Consider the following 20,020-nt stretch of genomic DNA (forward strand, 5'->3'; position numbering starts at 1 on the left):
GCCGCCCGGCCGGTACCCCCGGCGTTCCCCCCGGCGTCCGGTCCCGGCGCACCGCCGCGCCCGGCCGGTGCCGGCCCGATGCCGCCCGCCGGTGGCCCGATGGCTCCTGGGGGCCCGATGGCCCCCGGCGGTCCGGCCCCGTCCGGTGGGCCGATGCCGCCCTCGGGTCCGCCGGAGCGGGACACCGGCCCCACCGGGGTCGGCCGTGGCGCCGCCTCCGTGCCGGTATCCGCCTCGGCCTCGGTGGCCGTGCCCGGCAGCCCGACGGCCGCGCCCCGGCCCGGCGGGCCGCACCCGATGGGTGGCCCGAACCAGGGTGGTCCGCACCCGATGGGTGGCCCGAATCAGAGCGGGCCGATCCCGATGGGTGCGCCGAACCAGGGTGGTCCGCACCCGATGGGTGGCCCGAATCAGAGCGGGCCGATCCCGATGGGTGCGCCGAACCAGGGTGGGCCCCATCCGATGGGCGGTCCGCACCAGGGCGGGCCGGTTCCGCCCGGCACGTCCGCGTCCAAGCCGGTGGCCGTGGCAAAGGCGGCAGTCGCCCCGGTCGGCTCGGCGAGTGCGTCGGCGAGTGTCCGGCCTGCCGCTCTGACCGGCGCGCTACCGGCCGGCCCGGCTCCGGACGACCGCCCGCACGACGACCCCACCGGCACCGGCGAGATTCGGGAACCCCGTTCCGAGATCCGCCGCCAACTGCGGGAGAAGCGCCGGCTCAAGGTGGCCGCCCTGATCCTGGCCACGTTGCTGGTGCTCGGCGCGCTGCCGCTCTTCTTCGGCATCCGGGCCGCGACCCGCGACCCGGTGTTCAGCGCCCTGGACGGGCTGGCCGTGCCGACGTGGGCCGCCACGCAGGTCGAGGACGACGTCTACGGCAGCCGGTGGTGCCTGATCGAGTGCCGGTTCCGGGAACGGACGGTGGAATCCGCGCAGGGGGCGGAACCGACCGCGCAGGCGTACCAGCAGGCGCTGACCGAGGACGGCTGGCGGACGTGGCAGGTGACACCCTGCCCGGAGCAGCCGGTCGAGGGGCACTACACCTGCTGGCGGCGGGACGAGCTGACGCTCGACCTGTGGGTGCGTCCGCCGAGCTGCGCGACCGGCCCGCTGGAGGGCCGCCCGACGGTCGAGCCGGTCGAGCCGGAGGCGGCACCCGCGTCCCCCGGCGCCGAGCCGCCGCCGTGCGACGGCGCGGTGGTGTCGATCAAGGTACGGAACGCGATCGACGACGAACGGACCAAGCCGCAGCCGAGTACGGACCCGTCGCTCACCGGTGTGGATCCGGAACCGGTCTTCACCGACGATCCGCTCAGTGAACTGACCGCCCCACCGTCGTGAGCCGAGTTTCGTCACGGACGGTAGGGTCTGGCTGTTGGTACGGAGTGCGGCGTTACGTATCCGGTGCCGCTTTGCCCGCTGCTGGTGCGGTGCGCCCGGATGGCGTAACCGCGCTGTCGAGACGGTTCGGTAGAGGAGAACACGGGTGAACCCTGGACAGATCGCCGCGCTCGTCGCGGCGGGGGCGTTCCTGATGCTGGTGCTCGTACTGGCCGTGCCCATTCTGCGGCTGCGACACACGGTCGACGCCGCGACCCGGGCGATCAACGACCTGAACGACCGTACGGCGCCGCTGTTGGGTAACGCGAACGCGACGATCGAGAACGTGAACGTCGCGCTCACGCAGGTGCACACCTCGCTGGACGGGGTGAACATCCAGCTCGCCAAGATCGATACGATGACCGGGCACGCGCAGAACGTCACGGCCAACGTCGCCAACCTCGCCACCGTGGTCTCCGCCGCCGCGGCGAACCCGCTGGTCAAGGTGGCCGCGTTCGGCTACGGCGTACGCAAGGCGGCATCCGCCCGCCGGCACGCCGACGAGGACCGTGAGGTACGGGCGACGCTCAAGTCTCAGCGCCGGGCCGCCAAGCGCGGCGACAACCGCTGACCTGGTGCCGGCGTCAACGCGGCGGCGAGAGAGGATAAGGCCATGAGGCGATTGCTCTGGCTGGGCATCGGGCTCGCCGTCGGGGCGCTGGTCGTCCGCAAGGTGACCCGGACTGCGCAGTCCTACACACCGGGCGGCATCGCCACGTCGCTGTCGGAGTCCGCTGGTGGTGCGGTCGAGTCGCTGCGCGGCTTCATCGACGACGTTCGGGCCGGGATGGCCGAGCGCGAGCAGGAGATCCACAACGCCTTCGCCGAGGGCGTGGCGTTCGACGACCAATTCGCCGACCTGCGCGGGGACCCGCGGATCGGCGACCACGAGATTTTCCCGGAGGATGGCTCCCGATGAAAACGGCGGAGATCAAGCGGCGGTACCTGGCGCATTTCGAGGCGAATGGCCATGCCGTGGTGCCGTCCGCTCCGCTGCCCGCCATCAACGATCCGAACCTGTTGTTCGTGAACGCGGGCATGGTGCAGTTCGTGCCGTACTTCCTGGGGCAGCAGTCGGCGCCGTACTCGCGGGCGGTGTCGGTGCAGAAGTGCATCCGTACGCCGGACATCGACGAGGTCGGCAAGACCAGCCGGCACGGCACGTTCTTCCAGATGAACGGGAACTTCTCGTTCGGCGACTACTTCAAGTCCGGGGCGATCACGCTGGCCTGGGACCTGATCACCAAGTCGCAGGCCGACGGCGGGTTCGGGCTGGACCCGGAGCGGATCTGGCCGACCGTCTACCTCGACGACGACGAGGCGTTCGACCTGTGGCACCGGCAGATCGGGGTGCCGGCGGAACGGATCGTGCGGCGGGGCAAGAAGGACAACTTCTGGTCCATGGGCATCCCCGGCCCGTGCGGGCCGTGCTCGGAGATCTTCTACGACCGGGGGCCGGAGTTCGGCGCGCAGGGCGGTCCGGAGGTTGACGAGGACCGCTACATGGAGTTCTGGAACCTCGTCTTCATGCAGTTCGAGCGGGGTCCGGGCACCGACAAGGAGAACTTCCCGATCCTGGGTGACCTGCCGGCGAAGAACATCGACACCGGCATGGGCCTGGAGCGGATGGCGTCCATCCTCCAGGGCGTGGACAACCTGTACGAGATCGACGAGGTGCGGCCGATCCTGGACCGGGCGGCGGAGCTGACCGGCAAACGGTACGGCGCCCACTCGGGTCACGCGGCCAACCAGTCGCACCCGGACGACGTACGGCTGCGGGTGGTCGCCGACCACGTGCGGACCGCGTTGATGCTGATCGGTGACGGGGTGACCCCGTCGAACGAGGGTCGCGGCTACGTGCTGCGGCGGATCATGCGGCGGGCGATCCGGGCGGTCCGGCTGCTCGGCTGGCAGGAGCGGGCGCTGCCCGAGCTGCTGCCGGTGGCCCGGGACTGCATGTCGCCGTCGTACCCGGAGCTGGCCAGCGACTTCGACCGGATCTCGCAGTACGCGTACGCCGAGGAGGACGCGTTCCTGTCCACCCTGCGGGCGGGCACCACGATCCTGGACACCGCCATCGCGGAGTCGAAGTCGGCGGGTAGGCCGGCGTTGACCGGTGAGCGGGCGTTCCAGCTGCACGACACGTACGGTTTCCCGATCGACCTGACCCTGGAGATCGCCGCCGAGCAGGGGCTGAGTGTCGACGAGGACGGCTTCCGTCGACTGATGGCCGACCAGCGCTCGCGGGCCAAGGCCGATGCGCAGGCGCGTAAGACCGGACACGTGGACCTGTCCGCGTACCGCGGGGTGTTGGACAACGGCGGACCGGTCACCTTCACCGGCTACACCGAGGTCAGTCGCGAGTCCAAGGTCCGGGCCCTGCTCGGCGGGGCCGGCGTGCCGGTCGAGGTCGCGGGCGAGGGGGAGACCGTCGAGCTGGTGCTCGACACCACCCCGTTCTACGCCGAGGGCGGTGGCCAGCAGCCCGACCTGGGGCTGATCACGGTCGGCGGCGGCCAGGTCGAGGTGCTCGACGTGCAGCAGCCGGTCCCCGGCCTGATCGTGCACCGGGCCCGGGTGGTCCGTGGCGAGGTGCGTACGGGTGAGGCCGGTCTGGCCGAGATCGACGTGACCCGCCGTAAGGCGATCTCCCGGTCGCACACCGCCACCCACCTGGTGCACCAGACCATGCGGCACTTCCTCGGCGAGTCGGCGACCCAGGCCGGTTCGCTGAATGCGCCGGGCCGGCTGCGGTTCGACTTCAACACCCCGACCGGGGTTTCGCCGAGCGTGCTCGCCGACGTCGAGCAGCAGGTCAACGAGGTGCTGCTGGCCGACCTGGAGGTGCACGCGTTCATCACCTCGCAGGCCGAGGCGCGTCGGCTCGGTGCGATGGCGCTGTTCGGCGAGAAGTACGGCGAGGAGGTGCGGGTGGTCGAGGTCGGTGACTACGCCCGTGAACTCTGCGGCGGTACGCACGTGGCCCGGTCCGGACAGCTCGGCCTGGTGAAGATCCTCTCCGAGTCGTCGATCGGTGCCGGCGTACGCCGGGTCGAGGCGCTGGTCGGCATCGACGCGTTCCGCTTCCTGGCCAAGGAGCACCTGCTGGTGTCCCGGCTGGCCGACCTCTACCGGGTGCCGGGCGACCAGGTCGCCGACCGGGTCGAGCAGACCGTTTCCCAGTTGCGGGACGCGGAGAGGGAGCTGGAGAAGCTCCGGGCGCAGATGGTGCTGGGCGGGGCGGCGGCGTTCGCGGCCGATGCCCGCGACATCCACGGGGTCGCCTACGTCGGGGTGGAGGCGCCGGAGGGCGCGGCCGGCAACGACGTACGCACGCTGGCCCAGGAGATTCGTGGCAGGATCGATGCCGCGCGCCCGGCGGTGGTCGCGGTGGCGGCCCGGTCCGGCGGCAAGGCGTCGCTGGTGGTGGCGCTCAACGCGGCGGCCAAGGGACGCGGCCTGGCCGCGGGTGACCTGGTCAAGGCGGCGCTGTCCGGCCGGGGCGGCGGCAACGCCGACCTGGCCCAGGGTGGCGGCGTGCCGGCGGACCAGGCACCGAACCTGCTCGGCGCGGTGGAAAAGGCAATCGCCGAGGCGTGATGGATTGCCCGGAGGCAGATCGTCGTGGTCAGATCGTGAACCACGGCGGTCTGCCTTCCGTATGCAACGAGGGGAGGTCAATCGGTATGGGGCATTTCTCGCCCGGTGTACGACTCGGTGTGGACGTCGGCAAGGTGCGGGTCGGCGTCGCGGTCTGCGATCCGGACGCCATTCTGGCCACGCCACTGGTCACCCTGGCCCGTGACCTCACCACGGAGGGGAATGCGGTTCCGTCGGATATCTCGGAACTGGCGCACCTCGTCGAACAGCATCGAGGTGTCGAAGTGGTGGTCGGGTTGCCGGTGACACTGGCCGGTACGCACGGACCGGCGGCGATTCACACCAAGGCGTACGCGACCCGGTTGGCCGAGGTCATTGCCCCCGTTCCGGTGACTCTGACGGACGAGAGGATGTCGACGGTGGTGGCTACCCGTAGGCTGTCCGAGCGGGGCGTCCGGGGAAGGCGTCAACGCGCTGTGGTCGATCAGGCGGCCGCGGTGGAGATCCTGCAGAGCTGGCTAGACGGGCAGCGGAGGCGGACCAGATGATCGACGACTTGGAGCTCGCGTTCGACGAGCGAACCGAGAAGGGACAACACCGGCGCGGTGGCGTACGCGACCGGAAGCGCAAGGGCCGGGGCGGCCGGGGTAAGACGGTGCTCGCCCTGCTGCTGCCTCTCGTCCTGCTCGCCGTACTCGGTGGTGGCGTCTGGTACGCCGGCGACCGGATCCAGGGCCTGTTCGGCGCGCCCGACTACGAGGGCGCCGGCACCGGACAGGTCGTGATCGAGATCAAGGACGGCGACTTCCTCGCCGACATCGGCAACACCCTGGTCAGCCAGGGAGTGGTCAAGAGCCCCAAGGCGTTTGTCACCGCCGCCGAGAAGAATTCGGCGAGCACCGGTATCCAGCCGGGCTTCTACCAGGTGCGCAAGCAGATGTCGGGCGAGGCCGCGCTGATTCTGCTGCTGGACCCGAAGACCAGGGTGACCAACAAGGTCACCATCCGCGAGGGTCTGACCGCCAAGCAGGTTTACAAGAAGCTTGAGGAGACCACCAAGATCCCGGCCGCGGAGTTCGAGGCGGCGGCGAAGGATCCGATCGGGCTCGGGATTCCGGACTTCTGGTTCAAGCGCAGCGACGGCAAGAAGGTCGCCCCGTCGATCGAGGGTTTCCTCTTCCCGGAGACGTACGACCTGCCGCCGAATGCCACCGCCGAGGGCATCCTGAAGGAAATGGTGCAGGGATTCCTCACCGTCGCCGGCCAGCTCAAGTTCGCCGACGTGGTGCAGGAGAAGTTGGGCGGGATCACCCCGTACGAGGCGCTGATCGTGGCCTCGCTCGCGCAGGCCGAGGCGGGTAATCCCGACGATCTCGGCAAGGTCGCCCGGGTCGCGTACAACCGGCTGTTCAAGCCGAACTCCGAGGTGCCGTGCGAGTGCTTCGAGATGGACGTGACGGTCAACTACTGGTTCGACGTCAGGGGCCTGCCGACCAAGGCGTCGAAGGACATGACCGCGAGGGACCTGGACGACCCGAAGAATCCGTACAACCGCAAGCTCAAGGGATTCATCCCGACCCCGATCGACAACCCGGGCAAGCTGGCGTTGCAGGGCGCGATGGATCCGCCGAAGGGCGACTGGTACTTCTTCGTGGCGGTCGACAAGGAGGGGCACTCCGAGTTCGCCAAGACCAACGCCGAGCACCTGCGTAACCAGCAGAAAGCCCGAGAGAACGGCGTGCTCTGAGTGGTCGTGCCCCGACGCGCGGCGGTGCTGGGCAAGCCGATCTCGCACTCCCTCTCGCCCGTGATCCACAACGCGGGTTACCGGGCGGCCGGCCTGACCGGTTGGTCGTACAGCGCGATCGAGTGCGCCGAGGCCGAGCTACCCGATCTGGTGGCCGGCCTCGGCGCCGAGTGGGCCGGGCTGTCGCTGACCATGCCGCTCAAGGAGGTCGGGCTCGCGGTGGCCGGGGAGGTCTCGCCGGTCGCCGCCGCCGTCGGTGCCGCCAACACCCTGGTACGCCGAAGCGACCGCTCCTGGTACGCGGACAACACCGATGTGCGGGGCATGGTGGCGGTGCTCCGGGCAGCCGGAGTCCCGGCCGGGGTGACGGTGACCGTACTGGGCGCGGGCGGCACCGCGCGGGCGGCGCTGGCCGCGGCTGCCCAGCTTGAGGCGGACCGGGTGACCGTGGTCGCCCGGCGGCCGGCGGCGGTCGACGAGCTGCGGCCGGTGGCGGGCAGGCTCGGGCTGACACTGGTGCCGGCCGACTGGACGCAGGCGCCCGGACACGCCACCGCCGACGTGGTGATCTCCACGGTGCCGAAGGGTGTCGCGGATGCACTGGCCGGGCGGGTCTCCTGGGTGCCGTCGACGGTGCTTTTCGACGCGCTCTACGACCCGTGGCCGACGCCGCTGGCCGCCGACGCCCGGGACGCCGGCTGCCGGATCGTCTCCGGACTCGACCTGCTGCTGGCCCAGGCGGTCGGCCAGTTCGAGCAGTTTACCGGGGTGGCCGCGCCGATCGACGCGATGCGCGCCGCACTCTTCGCCGCCCGCGCCGGCTGACCGGACGACGTGACTCTCCGCCGCAAGATCGCGCACCTTGCCCGCATACGCGCGCTTCGTGGTTGCTGATTGTAGTCAACCCTTTACAGCAGCCTTGCAGTTGATCTAACGTTCCGGCGCACCGTCCATTGATCACGGGGGTCGTGGTGGCTGAGCGTCGTCTGTCCGTGCGCGCCAAAATTGTCCTGTTAGGACCTTCGTCGGCCTGGTTGACGTCGATGACCCTCACCGCGCTGGTGCTATCCGATCGCGGTGTCGGCACAGGCGACGCCGCTCCGGCCGGTGCAGCGACCCCCCGGCTCTGAGTCCACGAGCTAGCCCGGCTGTTGGTCGCCCGTACGGCGGGCGCGACCCGGATCCCGCCGCACCCAACCACCATGTCATTTCGGGGTCGATCGACCCCTCACCTGTTCCTCGTCGCAAAACGACGTGTATCGGAGGCGCTTGTGAACGGCAATCCCTATCCGAAGGTGGCCGCCCTGCTGGCCGCCGGACGGCGCTCGACCCGCCGACGTGCCAGGGCAACCTGTGCCGCGGTGCTGAGCGGCGTCCTGATCTCCTCGATGCTCACCGTGACACCGGCGCAGGCCGCGCCCGCGCCGGACGCCCCAGCCGGTCAGCGTCTGACCGGTCAGGTGGAACCCCTGGACGCGGTGGGCGCCCCGGCCAAGGGTGTCGCGTGGCCGGTGAAGGCGGCGGAGAGCGTCGAGCGTCCGGCTCCGGTGTGGCCGAAGGCGGGCAGCGCGAGGGTGTCGCTTGCCGGGGCGTCGGTGCAACGTTCTGGCACCGCTTCGGCGCCGGTGCGGGCGGGTGCGACGCCGGTGTCGGTGGCTCCGGCCGCGGGCGCGGCCGGTGACCGGGTCGGCGAGGTCGCCGTCGAGGTGTTGGACCGGGCGAAGGTGTCGCCGTTGTGGCGGGACGGTCTGCTGGTCCGGGTGGCCGGGGTGCGGTCGTTGGCGGCGGCGAACGCGGCAGGCGGGGGTGTCGCGGGCGCGGCGGAGGTGTCGGTGAGCTACGACGCTTTTCGGTACGCGCATGGTGGTGACTGGGCGTCGCGGCTGCGGTTGTGGCAGTTGCCGGCGTGTGCGGAGCTGACTCCGGAGCGGGCGGGTTGTGCGGCTACCCCGTTGCCATCGGTGAACGATGCGAAGTCGTCGTCGGTGTCGGCTCGGGTGCCGGTGTCGGCGGCGGGGACGTTGGTGGCGTTGGCCGCTGGTGGTTCCGGGGATGAGGGTGATTTCGCGGCGACGTCGTTGTCTCCGTCGGCGACCTGGTCGTCGGGTGGTTCGACGGGTGATTTCACGTGGTCGTACCCGATGCGGGTGCCGCCGGCGGTGGGCGGCCCGGCGCCGGCGCTGTCGTTGTCGTATTCGTCGTCGCGGGTGGACGGGATGTCGGACGCGACGAACAACCAGCCATCGTGGATCGGTGAGGGGTTCGACTTCGCTCCGGGTTACATCGAGCGTCGGTACGTGACGTGCGGTGAGGACATGGCGGGTTCCGAGAGCAGCGCCCCGAACAACTTGGTGAAGACCACGGATCAGTGCTGGCGGTCGGACAACGCGACGATGTCGTTGAACGGTGGCGGCTCGGAGCTGGTGTTCGAGGCGGGGAAGGGTTGGCATTCCCGGTCCGAGGACGGTTCGAAGATCGAGAAGCTGACCGGTGCGGGCAACGGCGACCTGGACGGTGAGCACTGGAAGGTCACGACGGCTGACGGTACGCAGTACTTCTTTGGGTTGGATGATCTGCCGGGTCAGGGGTCGCCGACGAACTCGACGAACACGGTGCCGGTGTACGGCAACCACCCGAACGAGCCGTGTCGGGCGACGGCGTTCGCTGATTCGGACTGTGTGCAGGCGTGGCGGTGGAACCTGGACTACGTGGTGGACCCGCGCGGGAACACGATGTCGTACTGGTACGAGAAGGAATCGAACAAGTACGCGACCCGGATGACGACCTCGGAGACGTTGTCGTACACGCGGGCGAGTGTGTTGACCCGGATCGACTACGGCACCTGGGACCGGGGTGTGGGTGACCGGTCGGTCTCGCCGTTGGCGCAGGTGTTGTTCGAGTCGGCCGACCGGTGTGCGTCGTCGTGTGCGACGCATGACGCGACCCGGTGGCCGGATGTGCCGTGGGATCAGGAGTGCGCGGCGTCCGCGACGTCCTGTGACGATTTCTCGCCGACGTTCTGGTCGACGAAGCGGTTGTCGAAGGTGACGACCCGGGTGTGGGACACGACGGTGACCCCGGTGGCGTGGCAGCCGGTCGACTCGTGGACGTTGGGTCATTCGTACCCGGCGGTCGGTGACGGCAGCGACCACGCGGGCCTGTGGCTGAACTCGATCACGCAGGCGGGGCTTGTGGGTGGGCCGGTGACGATGCCGCCGGTGACGTTCGAGCCGGTGTCGAAGCCGAACCGGGTGTTGTCGGTGCACAACACGTCGAACAACCGGATGCGGATCGCGAACGTCGTGACCGAGACCGGGGGCAAGATCCAGGTCACGTACAGCCTGCCGGACTGCGCGTCGGGGAATCTTCCGTCGGCGGCGCACACGAACACGAGGCTGTGTTATCCGGTGATCGGGCCGGACGCGACGGATCCGGAGGGTCCGGAGGTCACCGAGTGGTGGCACAAGTATGTGGTGCGGCAGGTCTCCGAGTCCGACCTTCAGGTGATGGTCGACGGCACCGACCACGGCGCCCCCGTCCAGAACACGTTCTACACCTACGGTGGCAGCCCGGCCTGGCACTACGCCGACGACGACGGCCTGGTCAAGCCGAGCCGCAAGACGTGGTCTCAGTTCCGGGGCTTCGGCACGGTCGAGGTGCGTCAGGGTGATGTGCCGAGTCAGACGTTGACCCGCACCGTGTTCCTGCGGGGTATGCACGGGGACCGTACGGCGCCGGCAGGCGGCACCCGCACGGTGACGGTCGCGGCGTCGGTGGGCAGCGAGACGGTGTACGACGAGGATCAGTTCGCCGGTCTGGTTCGGGAGCAGGTGACGTTCAACGGGGTCGACACGAAGCCGGTGTCGAAGACGGTGAACGTGCCGTGGATGTCACCGGCGACGGCGTCGCGGACGATCAACGGGGACACGGTCACCGCCCGGTTCAGCAACACCCGGGTCAGCTACAACGCGACCGCGCTCGGCGTCGACGGGCAGGGCGGCTGGCGGACCACCCGGTCGGAGTCGAAGTTCAGCGACACCTACGGCACGCCGGACTGGACCCAGGACGACGGCGACATCGCCGTGACCGGTGACGAGCAGTGCATCACGTACGCGTACAACCGGAACACGGTGAAGAACCTGATCCAGACGGTGAAGCAGGTGACCACCACCGCCCTGGCCTGCGGGGTGGCGCCAACCAGCACCGGTGAGATGGTGTCTGATGCCCGGAACTACTACGACGGTGCGACCAGCCCGGACACCGCCCCGACGGTCGGTGCGGTCACCCGCGTCGACGAACTCAAGGACTGGACTCCCGCGGGCGGGACGGTCTGGCTGACCGGTCAGCAGCGGACGTTCGACAACTTCGGCCGCACCCTGACCTCGACCGATGTGCGTGGGCACACCACCACGACGACGTACACGCCGGCGTCGGGTGGACCGTTGACGAGGGCCGCGACCAGCACCCCGGACCCGAACGGTGGAACGGCGTGGACCGGCTCGGTCGACACGAAGCCGTACTGGGGTGCGCCGGTCAAGACGACCGACATGAACAGCCGGGTCAGTGAGGTCGACTACGATCCGCTCGGTCGGGTGTCGAAGGTCTGGGAGGTCGGCTGGTCCAAAGCCACGAACCCGACCAAACCCTCGACCGAGTACAGCTACCAGTACGCGGCGGCTCGGGACAGCTACCCGCACATCGTGACGAAGACGCTGAACGCCGCCGGGAACTATCTGACGTCGTACCAGATCCTCGACGCCTTCCTTCGGCCCAGGCAGGTCCAGGCCGCAGGTGTCGGCGGCGGCCGGGTGGTCACGGACACGCTCTACGACAAGGCCGGTCGCGCGGACGTCAGCTACGCCCCGCACAGCGAGCCGGGCACACCGTCGGGCGCGCTGTGGTGGGAACCCGAGTGGTCGGTACCGGCCCTGACGAAGACCGTGTTCGACAACGCGTCGCGTCCGACCGAGCAGGTCTTCTACGGCACCGACGGGGTGACGAACCTGGTCGAGAAGTGGCGGACCAGCACCAGGTACCTCGGCAACGCGACCACCGCCACTCCGCCGGCCGGAGCGGTACCGACGACGACGCTGACCGACGCCGACGGCCGGGTCACCGAACTGCGCCAGCACACCACGGCGCAGGGTGTGAACGGCGCCTACCAGGCGACGACCTACACCCACGACCGTAAGGGTCAGCTGACGAAGGTCACCGACCCCGACGGCAACGAGTGGACCTATACGTTCGACATCAAGGGCCGCCAGATCCAGGCCAAGGACCCCGACCGGGGGCTGACCACCAACCAGTACAACGACTACGACGACCTGACCAGCACCACCGATGCCACTAATAAGACCCTGGTGTACCAGTACGACAGCATCGGTCGGAAGATCGGTCTGTACGACACTACGATCTCGGCGGCGACGAAGCGCGCGGAGTGGGTGTACGACCAGGTCTACGGTGGGCCGAAGGTACGCGGTCAGCAGACGCAGGCGATCCGGTACGAGCCGGCCGGTTCGGCGAATGCCTATGTGACTCGGGTGGTGGGTTTCAGCATCCGTTATCAGCCGACCGGGATCGGGTATGTCATCCCGGCGGTCGAGGGCACCGGACTGATCTCCCCGGCCTGGCAGTACGGCTACGGCTACTCGGCCTTCGACGGGTCACCGACGTCGGTCACGTACCCGGCGATCGGTGGTCTGACCACCGAGAAGGTCACCACGAACTACGACGCCACCACGGGTCTGCCGACGAGCCTGACGACGAACCTGTCCGATGCCGGGACCTATGTCGCCGGTCAGCAGTACACGGTGTTCGGTGAGCCGACCATCACCACTCGCAAGATCGACGGTGGGGTCTACGTCGAGGACTCCACGGAATACGACCTGACCACCCGTCGGATCACGACCAGTAAGGTGAAGCCGGAGACCGCCACCGGCACGGTGTCGCAGCGGGGTTACCGGTACGACAACGCCGGCAACATCACCGCGATCTCCGACACCCCGCAGGTGGGGCAGACCGACCACCAGTGCTTCACCTACGACGTCCTGCGCCGCCTGACGTCGGCCTGGACGCCGAACGCCGCCAACGCCTGCGGCACCGCGCCGACGGTGGGCAGTCTCGGTGGGCCGGCGCCGTACTGGCTGGACTGGACCTTCGACAAGGTCGGCAACCGGCTGACCGAGGTCTCGCACGCCACCGCCGGCAACACCACCCGCACCTACACGGTGCCGACCGGCGGGGCGAACGTCGCCCGGCCGCACGCGGCCACCGCGGTCACGACGGCGGCACCGGGCCAGACGGCGGTGACCACCAGGTACGCGTACGACAGCGCCGGCAACATGACCTGCCGGCCCACCGGTGCGACCGCGAACACCTGCCCACCCGGCACCAACTCCCAGGCCCTGACCTGGGACTCGGAGGGGCGACTCGCCACTAACTCCACCAACAGCCAGGTCAACGTCTACGACGCCGACGGTTCCCGGCTCATCCGCCGTGACTCGGGCGGCACCACTCTCTACCTGCCGGGTCAGGAGATTCGTCGGGAGGGAACCGCGACCACGGCCACCGCCACCCGCTACTACGACTTCGGCGGCAAGCAGGTCGCCTCCCGTACGCCCACCGCCCTGACCTGGCTCTACGCCGATCATCAGGGCACCCAACACACCACAGTTGACGCCAACAGCCAAGCTGTCACGGTTCGGCGGCAGACCCCGTACGGCGGACCACGCGGCACCCAACCCGTATGGCCGACTCCCAAGGGCTTCGTCGGCGGCGACAACGACCCCACCGGCCTGACGCACCTCGGCGCCCGCGAGTACGACCCCGCACTCGGCCGATTCATCTCCGTTGACCCGATCCAGGACCTCACCGACCCGCAGCAGTGGCACGGCTACGCCTACTCCCACAACAGCCCGGTGACCTACAGCGACCCGTCCGGTCTGATCGACTGCGACTTCGCGAGCTGTGGCATGGGCGGCCACGACAACGGGGGGACGGCAGCCAGCGGACCGGCCGGCGGCGGTAAGCCCGGTGGTGGTCGCAAATCCAGCGACAAGCCCACGCCGAAGAAGCCCGACGGCCGGTGCAAGCACGCTCGGAGCTGTGACCCCACCCCGGAAATTCCGATCAACGAGCCAACCCTGACTCCCGCCCAGTGGCTTGAGATGCAGTACAACACCGCAGTCGCCAATCTTGGTTCCCTGGAGATCAAGAACGGCATGATGACCCGCTACTGCCACTACAACGCCGACATCTGCTCCGAGATGAGGGCCGAGTCCGATCGGCAGTTTGGAAAGGTCCTGCTCGAATTGAGCGGTGCCGCAGACGCCATGCGGTGCATCGAGGGTAGCGCCAGCGGTTGCGTCTGGACTGCGGTCGGCCTGATCCCGTACGCGGGCAAGGCAGGCAAGGGTCTGTACGCCCTTAAAGCGCTCGACGATGCTGCTGAGGTTGCCGATGCTGCCCGCTTCTCGGTCGCTGCCGACGGCACGGCAATCGATCTTGCTGCCGCCCCCTCTCGCTTTCCTTGGGGGACCTGGAATGCCGGTACAGTGCTTAGTAGCGGGGAAACGGTAGTCACCGTCGGTCGTCGTATCTGGGGCGCTGGTACGCCCTCGGTCACCAGGAACGCCGGTAAATCCGATGCAGAGCTACGCGCCATGGCCTCAAGGCAAGATGCGGCCGACCTGCTGGAGATGTATAAGGAGGCGGCGCGTGGCATTCCCAGCAATCCGACCGCTAAGCCCCGCGTGGAGCTGGTCCAGCAGGTGCTTGAGGCGTGGGATCGATCATGAGGAGGTTTGAGGTTTGAGGATAAAGATTACGGCCGAAGGAAGCTCCTCCTTCAGAGTCATGTTCGAGCCTAGTGGTATGGCGTACGATCTGGCGCCGGCGAGTGTGATGTTTGCCGATGTGGCCGATGTGGAATCGGCAGAGATGGAAATTGTTCATTGGGATGGTGGCATTTCGATCGTGCCGTCCGGGCCGGTCATTACGCGGGACGCTGATGGAGGTGAACTGCATCGGCTACCTTGATCAAGGGTCGCCGACACGTCCGGGCGTCCGTATAAAGCCCGAGTAATCGACCACCCTGGTCGGCGTTTCGACAGCTTGCCCGGCGGGTCATCATCCGCCGGGCAAGTCCGCTTTGCGCTGGCTCGGTTGCTCGCTGCGGTGGGTATTGCGTGGTCGTGCCCAGATTGATCCGTCGTTCGGCCAATAGTCGGTAGGGCGACCGCCTGTTTGTCGCGGATGGTGTTGTTTCCATGCGCACGGCGTTGAGAACCGCCCGCAGACCGGGGCACCGGTCAACGGTCGGGGTAGGTACCCGTGGATTCTCCTAATCTGTCGACCACACGGTCGATGTGACGCATACCTACTACCTGGTCGCCGGCGTTAATCCGGTTCTCGTGCGCAACACCAATAGCGGCTCCAAGACCTGCTGACGTCCGTAGGGCAGGACAGGGCGATGCGGCACGTACGGGTTCACCCGTACGTGCCAGACTGGGCAACTGGCAGGTGGGTGGCGTCCGGGTGGGACGAGGACGAACCCGCTGGCAGGCACCCATACGGAAGGAAGGTTCACGCCTTGTTGCGCTGGTTGACCGCGGGTGAATCGCACGGCCCCGCCCTCGTCGCGCTCCTCGAAGGGGTGCCCGCCGGAATCGAGGTGACCAGCGAGGAGATCATCGCCGAGCTGGCCCGCCGCCGGCTCGGCTACGGTCGGGGTGCTCGGATGGCGTTCGAGCGGGACGAGATCGAGATCATCGGTGGCGTACGGCACGGGGTCACCCTGGGCAGCCCGTTCGCCGTACGGGTGGGCAACTCCGAGTGGCCCAAGTGGCAGACCGTGATGTCCGCCGACCCGGTCGACCCGGAGGAGCTGGCCAGCCAGGCGCGCAACGCCCCGCTGACCCGCCCCCGCCCCGGTCACGCCGACCTCGCCGGCATGCAGAAGTACGGCCACACCGACGCCCGCCCGATCCTGGAGCGGGCCAGTGCGCGGGAGACCGCCGCCCGGGTCGCCGTCGGCACCGTCGCCAAGGCGCTGCTCCGGCAGGGCCTCGGCATCGAGATCGTCTCGCACGTGGTCGAGCTCGGGTCGGTCTCGGCCAAGCCCGGCCTTCAGCCCCTTCCGGAGGACGCCGAGCGGGTCGACGCCGACCCGCTGCGCTGCCTCGACCCGGAGGCGAGCGCCCGGATGGTGGCCGAGGTCGACGCCGCGAAGAAGGACGCCGACACCCTCGGTGGCATCGTCGAGGTGCTGGCATACAATCTTCCGCCTGGTCTGGGCAGCCACGTGCAGTGGGATCGCAAGATCGACGCCCGGCTCGCCACCGCGCTGATGTCGATCCAGGCGATCAAGGGCGTGGAGATCGGCGACGCCTGGCTCCAGGCCCGCTCTCGCGGCTCGGTCGCGCACGACGAGATCGTGCCGACCGCGACCGGGGTGCGCCGGGTCACCGACCGGGCCGGCGGCCTGGAGGGTGGCATGACGACCGGAGAACCCCTTCGGGTACGCGCCGCGATGAAGCCGATCTCGTCACTGAACCGGGCGCTGGCCACGGTCGACGTGACCACCGGCGAACCCGCCACCGCGATCAACCAGCGCTCCGACGTGTGCGCCGTTCCCGCCGCGGCCGTGGTCGCCGAGGCGATGGTGGCGCTGGTGCTGGCCGAGGCGGCGACAGAGAAGTTCGGTGGCGACTCGATCGCCGAGATCAAACGGAACCTCGCCGGCTACCTGGACAACCTGGTGATCCGCTGATGGCCCCGGTCTGCATCCTGGTCGGGGCGCCCGGCTCCGGCAAGACCAGCACCGGGCAGGCGCTCGCCACCGCGCTCGGCGTCGGCTTCCGGGACACCGACCACGACATCGAGGCCGCCGCCGGCAGGCTGATCCCGGAGATCTTCGTGGACGAGGGCGAGGAGCGCTTCCGTACGCTCGAACGCGACGCCGTGCTGGCCGCGTTGGGTGAGTTCGACGGGGTGCTCGCCCTCGGCGGCGGTGCGATCCTGGCCGAGTCGACCCGCGCGGCGCTGGCCGGGCACACCGTGGTCTACCTGTCGGTGGAGCTGACCGACGCGATCCGGCGGGTCGGGCTCGGCGCGGGTCGACCGCTGCTCGCGATCAACCCGCGCGCCACCCTCAAGTACCTGCTCGACCAGCGGCGACCGCTCTACTTGGAGGTCGCCGCGCACACGGTGATCACCGACGGGCGTACGCCGGAGCAGGTGGCCGACGAGATCCTGCACCTGCTCAAGCCGTAGCCGGCTCGCTCACCCGGCGGCGATCGAGTCGAGCAGGTCGGCCAGGCGTTTCGGCTCGCTGAGCATCGGCCAGTGCCCGGTCGGCAACCCGTGGATGTCCGCCCCGGCCAGCTCGGCGAACATCGGCACGCCCTGTTCGATCATCGTGCGGACCACCTCCACCGGGAAGATGCAGGCCACCAGCGTGGTCGGCACCGCCCGACCACCCGTACGCCGGACCGGGTCGGTGGCGGTGCGCAGCGGTTGCGGCGTGGACCGCTCCCGCAGCAGCGCCAACGCCGGCTCGTCCAGCCCGGCCAGGTTGTCCGGATCGGCGGTCGGGTCCCAGGCCGGCGGCGGTAGCTGTCCGTCCCGGACCAGGTCGCGGACGTGGTCCTGTTCCTCGGGTGGGTTGGTGTCGAACTGGGAGACGCCGTCGGGTAGCGGGGCGCTGTCGACGTAGACCACCCGGGCGATCCGGTCCGGGATCCGGTCTGCGGCCTGGGTGACCGGCAGGCCGCCGCCGGAGTGGCCGACCAGCACCACGTCCCGCAGGTCCGCCGCCTCGATCAGCCCGACGATGTCTACCGTGTGGGTCTCCAGGCTGACCTCGTCATCCAACTCGTGGGCGCGGTCGGCGAGACCGGTCAGGGTCACCGGGTGGACCTCGTGCCCGGCCGCCCGCAGCGCGGCGGTCACGTCCTGCCAGGCCCATGCGCCCAGCCAGAACCCCGGAACCAGTACGAACGTGCTCATCCCCGTACTCCTTTGTCGCTCGGTGTCGTCCGCGTCGCTTGACGTTCTCCGGGAGACCGTACGATCGAATCCGGGCAGGATCCGCCCGGTATTGGAGGGTGGCCCGTGTCACATCCCGCCGCCCGGGTGCTGGGGCTGCTCGAACTGCTCCAGAGCCAGCACCGGCTCACCGGTGCGGAACTCGGCGCCCGGCTCGGGGTCGACCAGCGCACCGTCCGCCGCTACGCCCGCACCCTGGAGGAACTCGGCATCCCGGTGACCGCGGCCCGGGGCCGGTACGGCGGTTACCGGTTGCTGCCCGGCTACAAGCTGCCGCCGCTGATGCTCACCGACGACGAGGCCGTGGCGGTGGTGCTCGGGCTGGTCGCGGCGGAACAGCTCGGCCTCGGCACCGAGGCGCCCGCCACCGCCGTGGCGCTGGCCAAGATCAGTCGGGTGCTGCCCGAGGCGCTGGCCGACCGGCTCACCGCCGTACGGCAGACGCTCGGCTTCACCGCCCGGCGGCGTACGGAGACGGCCGGTCCGGCGGCGACCGTGCTGCTCACCCTCGGGGCGGCGACCCGGTCCCGCCGTCGGGTCAGCCTGACCTACCGCTCGTGGCGGGGCGAGCAGTCCCGCCGCGACCTCGACCCGTACGGCCTGGTCTTCCACGCCGGCCGCTGGTATGTCACCGGCCACGACCACCGCCGCGACGAGGTGCGCACCTTCCGCCTCGACCGGATCGCCGCCGTCGAACCGTCGGCAGACCCAGCGGACTCGGGCGGCGGGGGAGCGGGGCAGTTCAACGTGCCGGACGGGTTCGACCCGGTCGGCCACGTCGCCCGGTCCCTGGCCGGTGTGCCCTACACATGGTCGGTCGAGGTGCTGCTGGAGACCGACGTGACCGAGGCCCGCCGCCGGATCCCGCCGAGCCTGGCCGAACTGACCGAGGCGCCGGACGGGGTGCTGCTGCGCGCCCGTGCGGAGAACCTGGACGGGATGGCACAACTGCTCGCCGGGCTCGGCTGGCCGTTCACCATCCGGCAGCCGGACGAACTGCGCACCGCGCTGGCCGAACACGCGACCCGCCTCGCCACCCTCGCCGCCCGCCGTCCGGACGCCTGAGCAGCCCGCCTGCCATCAAGACATCTGAGCAAGCCGCCCGCCATGCGGACACCTGAGTAGCCGGTTGCACGGCACCCGGACGGGGGCGCACTAGGCTCGGCCCCGATGGACGAGTTGACGAAGATATCGATCGGTGGCGAGCAGGCGTACGACGTCCTCGTCGGCCGGGACCTGCTCGACAGTCTGCCGGGGCTGCTGCCCGGCGCGGACCGGGTGGCGGTGCTCTACGCGCCCCCACTGAAGGCGCTGGCCGACGCGCTCGCCGAACGGGTCCGCGCCGACGGCCATACGCCGCTGCTGGTCGAGGTGCCGGACGCCGAGCCGGGCAAGAACATCGACGTCGCCGCCCGCTGCTGGGACCGGCTCGGGGCGGCGGGCTTCACCCGTACCGATGCGGTTGTCGGGGTCGGCGGCGGCGCGGTCACCGACCTGGCCGGCTTCGTGGCCGCCTGCTGGCTGCGCGGGGTCCGCTGGGTGGCGGTGCCGACCTCGCTGCTCGGCATGGTCGACGCGGCCGTCGGCGGCAAGACCGGTATCAACACCGGGGCCGGGAAGAACCTGGTCGGAGCCTTCCACCCGCCGGCCGGGGTGCTCTGCGACCTGGCCACCCTGGACACCCTGCCGCAGGTCGACCTGGTCGCCGGGCTGGCCGAGGTGGTCAAGTGCGGATTCATCGCCGACCCGGTCATTCTCGACCTGGTCGAGGCCGACCCGGTCGCGGCCACGCGGGCCGGGGCACCGGTGGTCCGGGAGCTGATCGAACGGGCGATCCAGGTCAAGGCGGACGTCGTCTCCGGCGACCTGCGCGAGTCCGGGGTACGCGAGATCCTCAACTACGGGCACACCCTGGCCCACGCGATCGAGAAGGCCGAGGGCTACCGCTGGCGGCACGGGCACGCGGTGTCGGTCGGCCTGGTCTACGCCGCCACCCTGGCCCGGCTCGCCGGCAAACTGGATCCGCTCACCGCCGACCGGCACCGCGCCGTGCTCGACCTGCTCGACCTGCCCACCGGTTACCGGGCCGACGCCTGGCCGGACCTGCTGGCCACGATGCGGGTGGACAAGAAGGCGCGCGGCGACCGGCTGCGGTTCGTCGTACTCGACGGGCTGGCCCGGCCGGCGATCCTCGAAGGACCCGACGAGGACCTGCTGCGGGCGGCGTACGACGAGGCGGTGGCCCGGTGA

The 20,020-nt window shown here is 69.8% G+C and carries 14 protein-coding genes; 13 read left to right on the plus strand and 1 reads right to left on the minus strand.

Annotated features, from left to right (window positions below; all coding sequences use genetic code 11):
- The first annotated feature begins 462 nt into the window (after window positions 1-462).
- The 11 genes from OG792_RS34665 to OG792_RS11375 all read left to right on the plus strand — a co-directional run bounded on the left by OG792_RS34665 (window position 463) and on the right by OG792_RS11375 (window position 16,996).
- Window positions 463-1,338, plus strand: a complete 876-nt coding sequence (locus tag OG792_RS34665; RefSeq protein WP_442932462.1) for a hypothetical protein — start codon at window positions 463-465, stop codon at window positions 1,336-1,338.
- A 145-nt stretch (window positions 1,339-1,483) separates the two neighbouring features.
- On the plus strand, window positions 1,484-1,948 hold the full coding sequence (locus OG792_RS11330) for a DUF948 domain-containing protein (protein WP_329109319.1): 465 nt from the start codon (window positions 1,484-1,486) through the stop codon (window positions 1,946-1,948).
- A gap of 42 nt (window positions 1,949-1,990) precedes the next feature.
- Entirely contained in the window at window positions 1,991-2,296 is a 306-nt protein-coding gene (locus tag OG792_RS11335; RefSeq protein WP_329109320.1) for a hypothetical protein, read from the plus strand.
- Window positions 2,293-4,977 (plus strand): alanine--tRNA ligase, encoded by a 2,685-nt coding sequence (alaS, locus tag OG792_RS11340; protein ID WP_329109323.1) that lies wholly within the window; start codon window positions 2,293-2,295, stop codon window positions 4,975-4,977. Before OG792_RS11335 ends, alaS begins: the two co-directional genes overlap by 4 nt.
- An 86-nt stretch (window positions 4,978-5,063) precedes the next feature.
- Window positions 5,064-5,525, plus strand: a complete 462-nt coding sequence (gene ruvX, locus OG792_RS11345) for a Holliday junction resolvase RuvX (RefSeq protein ID WP_329111206.1) — start codon at window positions 5,064-5,066, stop codon at window positions 5,523-5,525.
- Window positions 5,522-6,724 (plus strand): endolytic transglycosylase MltG, encoded by a 1,203-nt coding sequence (gene mltG, locus OG792_RS11350; protein ID WP_329109324.1) that lies wholly within the window; start codon window positions 5,522-5,524, stop codon window positions 6,722-6,724. Before ruvX ends, mltG begins: the two co-directional genes overlap by 4 nt.
- A 6-nt stretch (window positions 6,725-6,730) precedes the next feature.
- Window positions 6,731-7,549, plus strand: a complete 819-nt coding sequence (locus OG792_RS11355) for a shikimate dehydrogenase (protein WP_442932399.1) — start codon at window positions 6,731-6,733, stop codon at window positions 7,547-7,549.
- A 446-nt stretch (window positions 7,550-7,995) separates the two neighbouring features.
- Window positions 7,996-14,520 carry an RHS repeat-associated core domain-containing protein gene (locus OG792_RS11360; RefSeq protein ID WP_329109327.1) on the plus strand — a complete coding sequence of 2,175 codons (6,525 nt, stop codon included), beginning with the start codon at window positions 7,996-7,998 and terminating at the stop codon, window positions 14,518-14,520.
- Window positions 14,521-14,596: 76 nt separating this feature from the next.
- Window positions 14,597-14,761 carry a hypothetical protein gene (locus OG792_RS11365; RefSeq protein ID WP_329109328.1) on the plus strand — a complete coding sequence of 55 codons (165 nt, stop codon included), beginning with the start codon at window positions 14,597-14,599 and terminating at the stop codon, window positions 14,759-14,761.
- A gap of 553 nt (window positions 14,762-15,314) precedes the next feature.
- Window positions 15,315-16,493 carry a chorismate synthase gene (aroC, locus tag OG792_RS11370; RefSeq protein ID WP_329109330.1) on the plus strand — a complete coding sequence of 393 codons (1,179 nt, stop codon included), beginning with the start codon at window positions 15,315-15,317 and terminating at the stop codon, window positions 16,491-16,493.
- Entirely contained in the window at window positions 16,493-16,996 is a 504-nt protein-coding gene (locus OG792_RS11375) for a shikimate kinase (RefSeq protein ID WP_329109332.1), read from the plus strand. Before aroC ends, OG792_RS11375 begins: the two co-directional genes overlap by 1 nt.
- Before the next feature lie 9 nt (window positions 16,997-17,005).
- Here OG792_RS11375 and OG792_RS11380 read toward each other — a convergent pair whose 3' ends face one another.
- Window positions 17,006-17,731 (minus strand): alpha/beta fold hydrolase, encoded by a 726-nt coding sequence (locus tag OG792_RS11380; RefSeq protein ID WP_329109333.1) that lies wholly within the window; start codon window positions 17,729-17,731, stop codon window positions 17,006-17,008.
- A gap of 105 nt (window positions 17,732-17,836) precedes the next feature.
- On the opposite strand from OG792_RS11380, the gene OG792_RS11385 reads away from it, so the two are divergent.
- Both OG792_RS11385 and aroB read left to right on the plus strand, forming a co-directional pair.
- The gene (locus OG792_RS11385) at window positions 17,837-18,835 is read left to right on the plus strand and encodes a helix-turn-helix transcriptional regulator (protein ID WP_329109334.1); all 999 of its coding nucleotides are present in this window, start codon (window positions 17,837-17,839) and stop codon (window positions 18,833-18,835) included.
- A gap of 105 nt (window positions 18,836-18,940) precedes the next feature.
- Window positions 18,941-20,020 (plus strand): 3-dehydroquinate synthase, encoded by a 1,080-nt coding sequence (aroB, locus tag OG792_RS11390; protein WP_329109335.1) that lies wholly within the window; start codon window positions 18,941-18,943, stop codon window positions 20,018-20,020.

The sequence above is a fragment of the Micromonospora sp. NBC_01699 genome (assembly GCF_036250065.1).
Classification (GTDB): Bacteria; Actinomycetota; Actinomycetes; order Mycobacteriales; family Micromonosporaceae; genus Micromonospora_G.